Source organism: Pseudahrensia aquimaris, assembly GCF_042676045.1.
In the GTDB taxonomy this organism is placed as follows: domain Bacteria; phylum Pseudomonadota; class Alphaproteobacteria; order Rhizobiales; family Rhizobiaceae; genus Pseudahrensia; species Pseudahrensia aquimaris.
Genome location: NZ_JBHTJV010000003.1, coordinates 464,253 through 476,072 on the forward strand (window position 1 = coordinate 464,253; position 11,820 = coordinate 476,072).

The 11,820-nt window shown below is 57.7% G+C and carries 8 protein-coding genes and 1 tRNA gene; 2 read left to right on the forward strand and 7 right to left on the reverse strand.

Annotated features, from left to right (window positions below):
* On the forward strand, window positions 1-654 hold the full coding sequence (locus tag ACFQ14_RS05730) for a haloacid dehalogenase type II (RefSeq protein WP_377212080.1): 654 nt from the start codon (window positions 1-3) through the stop codon (window positions 652-654).
* Here ACFQ14_RS05730 and ACFQ14_RS05735 read toward each other — a convergent pair.
* Complete coding sequence (locus ACFQ14_RS05735; RefSeq protein ID WP_377212081.1) at window positions 651-2,150, reverse strand: helicase HerA-like C-terminal domain-containing protein; 1,500 nt, start codon at window positions 2,148-2,150, stop codon at window positions 651-653. The two genes, ACFQ14_RS05730 and ACFQ14_RS05735, sit on opposite strands and share 4 nt — an antisense overlap.
* Window positions 2,151-2,247: 97 nt before the next feature.
* Between ACFQ14_RS05735 and ACFQ14_RS05740 the strand changes: the two genes are divergently transcribed.
* The gene (locus ACFQ14_RS05740) at window positions 2,248-3,012 is read left to right on the forward strand and encodes a DUF3750 domain-containing protein (RefSeq protein ID WP_377211744.1); all 765 of its coding nucleotides are present in this window, start codon (window positions 2,248-2,250) and stop codon (window positions 3,010-3,012) included.
* A 3-nt stretch (window positions 3,013-3,015) separates the two neighbouring features.
* Here the strand turns inward: ACFQ14_RS05740 and ACFQ14_RS05745 are convergent, their stop codons facing one another.
* The 6 genes from ACFQ14_RS05745 to xdhA all read right to left on the reverse strand — a co-directional run bounded on the left by ACFQ14_RS05745 (window position 3,016) and on the right by xdhA (window position 11,818).
* Entirely contained in the window at window positions 3,016-4,185 is a 1,170-nt protein-coding gene (locus tag ACFQ14_RS05745) for an acetyl-CoA acetyltransferase (protein ID WP_377211745.1), read from the reverse strand.
* Between the two features lie 40 nt (window positions 4,186-4,225).
* Window positions 4,226-5,524 (reverse strand): NAD(P)/FAD-dependent oxidoreductase, encoded by a 1,299-nt coding sequence (locus ACFQ14_RS05750; RefSeq protein WP_377211746.1) that lies wholly within the window; start codon window positions 5,522-5,524, stop codon window positions 4,226-4,228.
* Window positions 5,525-5,532: 8 nt separating this feature from the next.
* Complete coding sequence (locus ACFQ14_RS05755; protein WP_377211747.1) at window positions 5,533-7,833, reverse strand: NADP-dependent malic enzyme; 2,301 nt, start codon at window positions 7,831-7,833, stop codon at window positions 5,533-5,535.
* Window positions 7,834-7,919: 86 nt separating this feature from the next.
* Window positions 7,920-7,994, reverse strand: a tRNA-Gln gene (locus ACFQ14_RS05760).
* Between the two features lie 75 nt (window positions 7,995-8,069).
* The gene (gene xdhB / locus ACFQ14_RS05765) at window positions 8,070-10,418 is read right to left on the reverse strand and encodes a xanthine dehydrogenase molybdopterin binding subunit (protein WP_377211748.1); all 2,349 of its coding nucleotides are present in this window, start codon (window positions 10,416-10,418) and stop codon (window positions 8,070-8,072) included.
* Entirely contained in the window at window positions 10,415-11,818 is a 1,404-nt protein-coding gene (gene xdhA, locus ACFQ14_RS05770) for a xanthine dehydrogenase small subunit (RefSeq protein WP_377211749.1), read from the reverse strand. The genes xdhB and xdhA overlap by 4 nt, the downstream gene beginning before the upstream one ends.
* Window positions 11,819-11,820 lie beyond the last annotated feature (2 nt).

The window sequence follows — 11,820 nt, forward strand, 5'->3', positions numbered from 1 at the left end:
ATCGTGACCAAAGCCTATTTTTTCGACGCCTATGGCACGCTTTTCGACGTCCATTCCGCAGTGCGTGCGCATGCCGATGCTATCGGGCCGGATGCTGCGCAGGTCTCTGAAATCTGGCGACAGAAGCAGCTTGAATTCACCTGGACGCGCACGCTGATGGGCCGTTACCGCGACTTTTGGGAATTGACGCAAGAAGCACTCGACCACGCATTTGCTAAAGTACCATCAGCAAACACTGCGCCACGCAAAGCTCTGCTCGACGCATATTTCGCGCTGGATGCGTTTGATGAGGTGGCCGACGTATTGGCAAAGTTGAAAGCGAAAGGCGCCGTTCTGGGAATCCTGTCCAATGGCTCAACGCCCATGCTGGAAGCGGCGGTGAAATCGGCAGGCATCGGGGAGCATGTCGACCATGTCATTTCAGTCGACAGGATCGAAAAATTCAAAGCCCTGCCGGAAGTCTATCAGATGGTGCTGGACGATACCGGCCTCGCCGCTGGCGACATCTCGTTTCAATCGTCAAACCGTTGGGACATTGCCGGCGCGCATGCATTTGGCTTCAAGACGGTTTGGATAAACCGCGGCGGCCAGCCGGACGAATATTCCGACTTACCACCTGATCGCATTGTGAATGACCTGACCGCGCTGCTCTAAAAGCCGCGCTTCAAGCTTCCCAAGATTCCGCGCACCAGTGCACGGCCCAGAGAAGCGGCAACCGTGCGCGCAACGCTTTTCATCGCTGTCTCGCCAACGCTTTGTCGGCTGCGGCCACGCGAGCGGGAACCACGCCGACGGGCTTTCTCAGCGTCTTCGCGAGCCCGCTCAGCTTCTTCGGCTTTCACCCGTTGTTCGGCACGTTTCTCTAAGACTTCGTAGGCTGATTCACGGTCGACGCCATCGTCATACAGGCCCAGAACCGGGCTTTCTGCGATAACATCTTTGCGCTCTTTTTTGGTGAGTGGCCCGAGGCGCGATTGCGGCGGGCGGATCAACGTGCGCTGAACCATGGACGGCACGCCTTTTTTTGCCAGTGTCGAAACCAGCGCCTCACCAACGCCGAGGTTGGTAATCGTATCAACAGCATCAAAATCCGGATTGGGACGGAACGTGTCAGCGGCGGTTTTCACAGCCTTTTGCTCGCGTGGCGTGTAGGCCCGAAGTGCGTGTTGAACGCGGTTGCCAAGCTGCGCCAGCACGCCGTCCGGCACATCAAGCGGGTTCTGCGTTACAAAATAAACGCCCACGCCTTTCGAGCGGATGAGTTTGACAACCTGCTCCACACGGTCGACCAAAATCTTCGGCGCATCATCAAACAGCAAGTGTGCTTCGTCGAAGAAGAAAACCAATTTTGGTTTGTCAGCATCCCCCACCTCCGGCAGTTCCTCAAAAAGCTCCGAGAGCAGCCAGAGCAGAAACGTGCCGTAAAGGCGCGGCGACATCATCAGTTTATCGGCTGCCAGAATGTTAATCGATCCGCGGCCATCGCGTGTGGTGCGCATGAGGTCTGCGATATCGAGAGCCGGCTCGCCAAAAAAGTAGTTACCGCCCTGCTGTTCCAAAACCAAAAGACTGCGCTGGATAGCTGAAACGGACTGTTTCGAGACATTGCCAAGGCGGCTGGAAATTTCCTTTGACCGCTCTGCCAGATTGTTCAGGAGCGACTGCAGATCTTTCATATCAAGCAGCAGCAGGCCTTCTTCGTCTGCTATGCGGAAAGCAATGTTAAGCACGCCTTCCTGCGCATCTGTTAAGTCCATCAGACGGGACAGGAGCAGTGGGCCCATTTCGGAAATCGTGGTGCGGATCGGATGGCCCTGCTCGCCGAATAGATCCCAAAAGATCGCCGGAAAGTCTTGGTAGGTGTAGTCGTCCAGCCCGATATCGGCAGCGCGTTTTTCCAGAAAGTCCTTGCCCTTGCCGGCGCGGGCAAGGCCGGACAGGTCGCCCTTCACATCGGCGCAAAACACTGGCACGCCTGCATTGGAAAAGCCCTCAGCCAAGATTTGCAGCGAGACTGTTTTGCCCGTGCCCGTTGCACCCGTGATCAGCCCGTGGCGGTTTGCCAGCGCAAGGTTGAGATATTCTGGCTGTTGCAGGCTATCGTCGGGTTTGCGGCTGGTGCCGAGATAAATTTTGCCGTCTTCGAGCATGGTGCTGTCCGTTGTTTTGTCCACTGCGGCGCTTATAGGCGGCTGCGCCAATGGGTTCAATTGTGCCTTTCGCATTCATGCCACACTCTGTGGTCAGATGTCCCCACAGGTTTTTCTTCTCAACTCGGTTCCCATGCGCACTTTGAAATTCTTCACGATCTTCCTGCTTGCTGTTTTCATCATGCCGGCGCTCACCCATCTTGCGGTGTGGAGCGTGCAGGACAGGCCGAATTCTTGGCGCGATGCGAATTGGAGTAGTGCGGGAATTTTGCCTAAGCCTCCTAGAGAGACAGCCCAAATCATGCTGATGGCGGCGCGGACAGGTGGTATGAAGGGGGCGTTCGCGACCCATTCATGGCTGGTCTTAAAAAGGCCCGGAGAGACAACCTACAACCGTTATGACGTCGTTGGCTGGGGTACGCCCGTTCGGCACAACGCGTATGCGGCGGACGCGCGGTGGTATTCCAACGTGCCGCAGATCTACCAAATGATCGAGGGAGCGAAGGCAGAAAGCCTGATCACCAAGGTGGAGGCGGCGATCAAGAACTATCGCTACAACCAACGCGGTGATTATGTGCTTTGGCCGGGGCCAAACTCAAACACGTTCGTCGCCACGATCTTGAACGAAGTGCCGGAACTCAACTGGCAGATGCCCGCCACCGCTGTTGGCCGCGACTTTCCCGCCGACCGGCGCTGGTTCTCCAAGTTCAAATATGGCGGTTGGCGACTTTCGCTGGCTGGATATGCAGGCATAACCTATCGGCCAGACTACGGCGTTGATCTCCAGTTTCTGGGACTCGTCGCGGGCTTCGATTGGTTCAATTATCAATTGAAGGTGCCCGGCTTTGGCGTGGTTGGATAATCGCTATTTGATGCGCTCCAGAACGGACACATAATTCGCCACTGCGGCGCCGCCCATGTTGAAAATTCCACCCAATTTCGCGTCCTTTACCTGAATGCCCTCCGGCGCATCGCCAGTGAGTTGCATCGCAGTGAGCGCGTGCATGGAAACGCCGGTTGCGCCGATCGGGTGGCCTTTTGCTTTCAAACCGCCAGACGGATTGACCGGCAAGCGCCCATCCATCTGAGTGTGGCCTTCCATCATCATCGCGCCGCCCTGACCCTCTTTCGCCAAGCCCATCGCCTCGTATTCAATCAATTCGGCAATGGTGAAACAGTCATGCGTTTCGACGAAAGACAAATCGTCAATTGAAAGTTTCGCCTGTGCCAGCGCCCTGCTCCACGCTTCAGTGCAGCCCTCAAACTTCAAAATGTCGCGCTTCGACATCGGCAGGAAATCTTGCGCGTGACCCATCCCGCGGAAGGCAACCGCCTTGTCCATGGAAAGCGCCGTTTGCACATCGCTGATGACGATTGCTGCGGCACCATCCGAGACCAGCGAACAGTCTGTGCGTTTTAGTGGCCCTGCAACAAACGGGTTCTTTTCGCTTTCGGCGCGACAGAATTCGTAGCCCAAATCCTTGCGCATTTGTGCGTATGGGTTGCCTGTTCCGTTCTTGTGATTCTTGGCTGCGATGGCAGCGAGCGCGTCGGATTGATCGCCGTGGCGCTGGAAATAGGCTTGGGCGATCTGCCCGAACACGCCAGCGAAACCGGCGGGAATGTCTCCGTCTTCCGGCAGATAGGACGCTTTCAAAAGGTTTTGCGCGATTTCTGGTCCGGGCGTTTTCGTCATCTGTTCTGCGCCGACGACCAGAACGTGGCGCGCGCGGTTTGCCTCAATGGTTTTCACAGCCTGATGAACAGCTGCGGAGCCGGTCGCGCAGGCGTTCTCCACCCGTGTCGTCGGTTTGAAGCGCAAGTCGTCAGATGCCTGAAGGATAAGGCTTGCGGTGAAATCCTGCGGCGAAAAGCCAGCATTGAAATGGCCGAGGTAAATCTCGTCCACGTCCTTCGCTTCCAGCCCCGCGTTGGCAAGCGCATCGCGCGCGACGCCGACGATGAGGCTCTCCAGCGTTTCGTCTGCAAGCTTTCCGAATTGCGAATGGGCCCAGCCCGTGATGCACGCTGTCATGAAATCTCTCCTTCGATCTGAACCCTATGTAAGGCCGCTTTCAGAAACGGTCCAGCCGGAAGGGCGTTGGGTCCACACACGGCGTTTCGTTCGTCAACAGTTCGGCCATCAGCTTGCCCGCGCCCGGGCCAAGGCCAAAACCGTGGCCGGAAAGACCTGTGAGCATGAAGAAGCCGGGAATTGCGGACACATCGGAAATCACAGGGACAACATCGGGCACCACGTCGATAGCACCTGCCCATTGATGGGAAATCTTCGCCTCGCGGAATTCTGGGTGAATGCGTCGCAAGGTTTCAAATGACTTTTCATTGATCTTTTTCTGCGGCGCAGGATCAAGCACACGCACCTGCTCGAAAGGCGAAACCTCGTCCGGTTTCCAGCGGCGTTTCAGCTTTGCTTCTTCGAGAAAACGCGGGCCAATACGAAACCGAAAATCGCGCCAGTTGTCGCGCAGCGTCGGCAAAAACGCGCCAGCCAGCCGTATGTAATCCGGCAGGAAGTCAGCCGTATTGTAGGTATCATCGCCAATCGTGAAACCACCATCGGCGCGGCGGCGCACGGCAACGCCACCACCGGCTACGGAAGTCTGCAATTGGCTGCGCACCGGCGTGGTAGCAAATACGTTGTTCTGCACCATGATTTGCGGCAAGCGCACACCGATGTTGTGAGCAAAGCGGCGCGACCATGCCCCACCTGCCAGCACTACGTTTTTGCAAGCAACAGTGCCACGTTCTGTGATAATGCCGCTTACAGCTCCCGCTGATTTCTCAATATCCCGCACCGCGCAGTTTTGAAAAATCTGGCCACCTTGAGCACGAATGTAACGCGCCATGGCAGGCACAGCCTTTTGTGGCTCCGCGCGGCCATCGTCAGGTGTGATCAGACCGCCAGCCCACTCGACGGAGGAGTTTGGAGCCAGTTCTTTCGCCTCCGCGGCACCGAACAAATGCGTGGAAAGCCCATTGGGCACGGCTTGCTCAGCATGCCACTTTTCGCGCGACGCCATCTGTTTTGGCGTTTGGCACAAATACGCAATGCCACAACGGGTAAAGCCGGTTTCGCCGCCGATTCGCTTGTCCATCGCCGCCCACAGGTCGAGCGAAATTTTGGACAGTGGCACTTCCCGGGAATCACGTCCCATCTTGCGGCACCAGCCCCAATTGCGGCCTGATTGCTCTCCCGCGATCACACCCTTTTCAAACACGCCAACCGAGAGGCCACGTTCCAGCAATTCCATCGCAGTGGTTAGCCCTGCAATGCCGCCGCCAATGATCGCTACATCAACCGCGGCAGGCAGTTCAACATCGCTCTCAACTGTCTCAACAACGGGAACAGCCATTGCGCTTCCTATGCGTAAGAATTAACCGGAGCGCCCGCCAATGCGGCAACGTTCAGCAGACCTCGCGTTGTGATGGACGGGGTGACGATGTGAACGCGGTTGCCCATGCCCATCAGGATCGGGCCAACCTCTGTGCCGTTAGCGATAGACTTCAAGCTGTTCTTCACGCCACCAGCCGTCTCCGCATTTGAGAATACAAAGGCATTGGCGCGGCCTTTTATTCGGCTATCGGGCATAAGGCGATCACGGATTTCGGGGTCAAGCGCGGCATCGACAGGCATTTCGCCTTCATAGACAAAGTCTTGTTTCTTCTGATCCAAAATCGCCAACGCTGCCCGCATCCGTTTTGCGGACTCCGTTTCCAACGTGCCGAATTGCGAGTTCGAACAAAGCGCGATTTTCGGCTCAATGCCAAAGCGGCGGATGTGGCGGGCAAGACCAATTACGGTTTCTGTGATCTGCTCCGGCGTCGGTTCTGGGTGAACATGGGTGTCGGCCACGAACAACGGGCCAGAATCCAAAATCAGCAGGGAAAATGCACCGACGGGTGACAGGCCGTCGGTATCCAGCATTTCCTCGACATATTTCTGGTGCCAAGCATAGTTTCCAAACGTCCCACAAATCATGCTGTCGGCTTCATCACGCGCCACCATGACGGCGGAAATCACCGTAGAATTTGTGCGCAGAATCGCTTGGGCCAGCGCAGGTGAAATACCCCGGCGGCGCATACGGGCATGATAGGTTTCCCAATATTCGCGATAGCGGTCGTCCCGCTCTGGATTGACGATTTTCACGTTATCCAGAAACGCCTCGGGCAAGCCGAACTGCTCGCATCGACTGCGAATAACTTCTGGGCGGCCTACCAGGATTGGCTGATCAATTGTCTCCTCCAGCATAGCGTGCGCGGTGCGCAGCACCCGTTCGTCCTCGCCTTCAGCAAAAACGATGCGGCGCATTTCTGTATTGGACGCTTCAAAGACGGGCCGCATGACCATCGAAGAGCGATAGACGGACGCTTCCAACTGGGCGCGATAGTCTTCAATGTCGGCCACGGGCTTGCGGGCCACGCCCGTCTTCATTGCCGCCTCCGCAACAGCTCCGGCGACGATAGCCAAAAGGCGCGGATCGAACGGTTTAGGGATGAGGTAATCGGGGCCGAAACTCAACGACTCACCGCCATAAACTGCAGCGGTTTCGGCGGCAGAAGTTTTTCGCGCCAGTTCCGCGATACCCTGCACGCAGGCAATCTGCATGGCGTCGTTGATCTCGCTTGCCGCAACGTCAAGCGCGCCGCGGAAGATGAAGGGGAAGCACAAGACGTTGTTCACCTGATTGGGATAATCCGACCGCCCCGTCGCCACCAAAGCGTCTGGAACCGCTTTACGCGCTTCGTCTGGCATGATTTCCGGCGTTGGGTTGGCGAGCGCGAAGATGATGGGTTTAGGCGCCATTTTCTTCATCATGGCGGGGGTGAGCACACCAGGGCCAGACAATCCGAGGAACAAGTCTGCGCCGCCGATTACATCGGTCAATTGCTTTGCGTCAACGGGTTGGGCGAAAGCTTGCTTTTGCGGCGTCATGTCCGCTTCGCGCCCCTCGTATACAAGCCCTTCAAGGTCAACCAGAAACACGTTTTCGCGCTTCACACCAAGCTTCACCAGCATGTTGAGGCACGCGATCCCTGCTGCACCGCCGCCGGTCGAGACAACCTTGATGTCTTTGAATTCACGGCCCGTCAGATGCAGCGCATTGGTGGCAGCAGCGCCAACCACAATTGCGGTTCCGTGCTGGTCGTCATGGAAAACCGGAATATCCATCCGCTCACGGCAGATCTTTTCCACGATGAAGCAATCGGGCGCTTTGATGTCTTCCAGATTGATCGCACCAAAGGTCGGCCCCAACGCACAAATGTGATCCGCTAGTTTGTAGGGGTCGCTCTCGTCAATCTCAATGTCGAAACAGTCAATGTGAGCGAACTGCTTAAACAGAACCGCCTTGCCCTCCATGATAGGCTTGGAAGCGAGTGCGCCGATATTGCCAAGACCAAGCGCTGCGCTGCCGTTGCTGATGACGGCGACCAGATTGCCTTTGGCAGTGTAGCGCGATGCGGCCATCGGATCGGCTTTGATAGCAAGGCTAGCTTCAGCCACGCCGGGCGAATAGGCACGGGCCAGATCACGCGGGTTGGCGAGCGGCTTGGTGGGGCGCACTTCCAGTTTACCGGGACGTGGAAACTCATGGTATTCGAGCGCCAAGCGCCTTTGGCGGGCCTGTTCGAATTCGTCGAGGGTGGATTTTTTCTTAGCCATTAAAACGCCGGGCGATTGAGCAATCGACAAGACTTAACCCGACCGACGACAAAGGCCAAGCGACACAATCGCAAAGGTTGGAAAATTGGCTGGGGCGGTAGGAGTCGAACCTACGATACACGCTACCAAAAAGCGTTGCCTTACCACTTGGCTACGCCCCAGCACTGCGACCGCATATGCGATGCAGGGCTTCTATAAGGGAAGGATTTCCAGCCTGCAACTCCGTTTGATATAGATTATTGCGAGCTCTGCGCGGCAACGCGCCGCTTCATATCTTCAACCGCAAACAACACCGCTTCCGCCGTGGCTGGTGTGTCTAGACTGGCCGGCATTTTACCGCCAGAAAGCGATGAAACTGCATCGCGCAGCGCGAGCCAAACGGATATCGCCAACATAAGCGGCGGCTCGCCGATGGCTTTGGAGTGGAAGATCGTGTCCTCGCGGTTGGGTTCATCGTCAAGGATGGACACTTTGAAATGCGGCGGAACATCGCGCGAACCGGGTATTTTGTAGGTTGAGGGGCCAACAGTGCGCAGTTTGCCGCTCTTGTCCCACCACAATTCTTCGCAGGTGAGCCAGCCCATGCCCTGCACGAACGCGCCTTCGATTTGCCCAAGGTCAATCGCCGGATTGAGCGGCTTGCCGCAGTCTTGGACGATGTCGGCCCGCAGGCAGCGATTTTCACCCGTCAGCGTGTCGATGACGACTTCGGCCACAGCCGCGCCGTAGGTGTAGTAGAAGAACGGACGGCCTTTTAGCCGCTCGCCATCCCAATGAATTTTCGGCGTTTTGTAGAAGCCGGCAGCAGAAAGCGAGACGCGCTGGAACCAACAATCGTTTGCCAATTGTGCAAATGTCATCGAACCATTGGGACCATGAGCCTTGCCGCGCTCAAACGTGATTTGAGCCTTCTCGCAATCAAGCTTTTGTGCCGCCACAGCCACCATCCGCGCCTTGATTTCCTCCGCCGCGTTGCGGGCAGCCGCGCCGTTGAGGTCTGACCCGGCGGAGGCTGCGGTGGCGGATGTGTTGGGCACTTTGCCCGTGGTCGTCGGGGTGATCTTGATCGCCTCCAGCGGCAGGCCAAACACTTCCGCCACCACTTGCGCGACCTTGGTGAAAAGCCCCTGCCCCATTTCCGTACCACCGTGGTTCAGATGCACGGAGCCGTCTTTGTAGACATGAACCAGCGATCCGGCCTGATTGAGCGCAGTCAGATTGAACGAAATGCCGAATTTGACCGGCATCATCGCCAGCCCCTTTTTCAGCACCTTGTTTTTGCGGTTGAAGGCGTCGATGGCCTTGCGGCGCTTGGCCCAATCCGCTTGCTGCATCACGCGGTCGACGACATCACGGATGCGGTTGTCCTCCACCTTTTGATCGTAAGGCGTCAGATCGCCCGTTGTATCGCCATAATAGTTGATGGCGCGCAACTCGTTTGGGTCCATGCCCATTTCGCGGGCGACCGTGTCAATGATGCCCTCAATAGCCACCATGCCCTGCGGCCCGCCAAAACCGCGAAAGGCGGTGTTGGAGACGGTATTGGTTCTCGCCGCCACGCCAAGAAAATCAGCGTTAGGAATGTGATAGCAATTGTCGAGATGCGTGAGCGTGCGGGTCACCACCGGGCCGGACAGATCGGCCACATGGCCCGCATTGGCCATGGCCTCCACCTTCAGCGCATCGATGCGGCCTTCGTCACTCAGCCCCGCCTGCCAGTTGATCACATAGCCATGGCGTTTGCCGGTGGCTTCCATGTCGTCGTCACGGCGCAGGCGGAAACGGCAAGGCTTTTTCGTCAACTTTGCACCAAGCGCGGCGATGGCGGCAATGATGGTTGGCTGGCTCTCCTTGCCGCCGAAGCCTCCGCCCATGCGTCGAACCTGAACGTCGAGATCGTTTGCCGGCTGGCCGAGGAATTCCGCCACATGAAGCTGCACTTCGGTCGGATGCTGGGTAGAGGACCAGAGCGTCATTTCACCGTTTTCGCCGGGGATGGCGTAGGCGATCTGGCCTTCGAGATAGAAATGATCCTGCCCGCCGATCCTGAACTTGCCTTCGAAGATGCGCGATGCCTTTTTCATCGCACCAGCCGCATCGCCCTGAACGAGGTGTTGGTTTTTCAGCGTCACGCTCCCCGCCTTGTGGGCTTCCTCAACATCGAAACAGGGCGTCTGTTCCTTGATCGACAGCTTGACCGAATGAGCCGCCTGCAAAGCCTCGGCAAGACTTGTAGCGACGACAGCGGCCACAATCTGCCCGACATGTGCCACCTTGCCGTCTGCGAAAACTGGCTCGCCGGAAAGGATGGGCGCGATATCATTGTGGCCCGGCACGTCGGCAGCCGTGAGCACGCGAACGACTCCGGGCATTTTAAGCGCCTCGCGGGCGTCGATCTTTTTCAACACGCCTTTGGCGACCGGTGAAAGGACGGGCGCGATGTGCAGCGTTCCCGGCAGGTCCGGCATGTCGTCGATATAGACGGCCTTCCCGCGCACGTGGCGGTCGGCGGAATCGTGCGGATAGCTCTTTCCGACGACGTGACGGCGGATGGTGAGATCCTTTGGGTTCGGGCGAACGTTCATAGCGCCATCACCTCCACGATATCGCCCTCAAGGTCTTGCGCAAAGCGGCAAACTAAGTTCGCCGCGACCTTGGCGCGGTAGTCGGCGGTGCCGCGCATATCACTCATTGGCGTGAATGAGGCCGCTATTGCGGCGCTTGCGGCTTCGAAAGCGGGCTCATCAAGAGAGGTGCCCACCAAAGCTATCTCTGCAGAAGCGCAGCGTGCCGGAACGGCTGCCATGCCGCCGAAAGCGATGCGGGCTTGCTCGACCTTGCCCGCTTTCCGCGATACCCAGAACGCGCCACAGACAGTGGAAATATCCTGATCGTAGCGTTTGGAAATCTTGTAGACGCGGAAATCCTCCCCCTTTCTAGGCAAAGGAATGCTCACACTCTCGATGATTTCGTCCTCGCGGCGCAGCGTCTTTCGATAGCCTGTGAAATAATCGGATAGTGGAAGCGTGCGGCTTTTTCCGTGGCGGGCCAGCGTGATCTCGGCACCCAATGCCAGAAGCGACGGTGCGCCGTCTCCGATCGGGCTTGCCGTGCCAAGGTTGCCGCCGAGTGTCCCCATTGAGCGAATCTGCACCGAACCGAAACGGCGAATGAGAGTGGCGAAACTGGGCCAATGTTTCTCAACCATCGGCAGCATTTCGGCCCAAGTAACGGCTGCGCCAAATGTGATGTGGGTTTTGCTTTTCTCGATGCCGCGCAGCTCTTCCACTTTGCGGGTTACAATGGCCAACGGCCAGCGCGCGCGGGCGTGGGAGACATCAAGCGCGAGGTCCGTTCCGCCTGCGAGCAGCACAGCTTCGGGATGCTGCTTCTTCAGCTTCAACAGGCTTTTCAGATCAGTTGGCAGAAGGAAACGGGACTCGTCGCTTCCCGCTTCATGATCGCTGTCGGCAATCTTGGCCGACGGCAAACGCGGCGCCACACTTTTGGCGGCCTTTTGCGCGGCCTCAACAATCGGGCGGTATCCCGTGCAGCGGCACAGATTGCCCGCCAGCGCATCGTGGATTTCGCTTTCCGAAGGGGCTTTCTTGGCCTCCAGAAGCCCCGCAAGCGCCACCACGATGCCCGGAGTGCAAAAGCCGCATTGAGATGCGCCGTTGATGGCCATTTCGTTTTGTATCGCGTGGCCTGCCTCGCCGAGTTCGGCCAATCCTTCCACCGTCATCAAAGTCGCACCTTGCATTTGGCCCATCAGCAGAATGCAGGAATTGGTTGGCAGATAGCGCGAGGCCTTGCCGCCGCTGTTCTTCACCAACACCGAGCAAGCGCCGCAATCGCCTTCTGCGCAGCCCTCTTTGGTGCCACGCAACAGGGCCTCACCGCGCAGCCATTCCAGCACCGTCATGTCGGCGCGGCACTGGGCTTCAACGGGCTTGCCGTTCAGGGAAAATCGTATCGGTTTCATGG

What these genes read in the sequence shown, in the direction of transcription:
- ACFQ14_RS05740 (WP_377211744.1), top strand. Translation starts at nt 2,248, where the DNA reads ATGTCCCCACAGGTTTTTCTTCTCAACTCGGTTCCCATGCGCACTTTG.
- ACFQ14_RS05750 (WP_377211746.1), bottom strand. Translation starts at nt 5,524, where the DNA reads ATGGCTGTTCCCGTTGTTGAGACAGTTGAGAGCGATGTTGAACTGCCT.
- ACFQ14_RS05755 (WP_377211747.1), bottom strand. Translation starts at nt 7,833, where the DNA reads ATGGCTAAGAAAAAATCCACCCTCGACGAATTCGAACAGGCCCGCCAA.
- ACFQ14_RS05745 (WP_377211745.1), bottom strand. Translation starts at nt 4,185, where the DNA reads ATGACAGCGTGCATCACGGGCTGGGCCCATTCGCAATTCGGAAAGCTT.
- xdhA (WP_377211749.1), bottom strand. Translation starts at nt 11,818, where the DNA reads ATGAAACCGATACGATTTTCCCTGAACGGCAAGCCCGTTGAAGCCCAG.
- xdhB (WP_377211748.1), bottom strand. Translation starts at nt 10,418, where the DNA reads ATGAACGTTCGCCCGAACCCAAAGGATCTCACCATCCGCCGTCACGTC.
- ACFQ14_RS05735 (WP_377212081.1), bottom strand. Translation starts at nt 2,150, where the DNA reads ATGCTCGAAGACGGCAAAATTTATCTCGGCACCAGCCGCAAACCCGAC.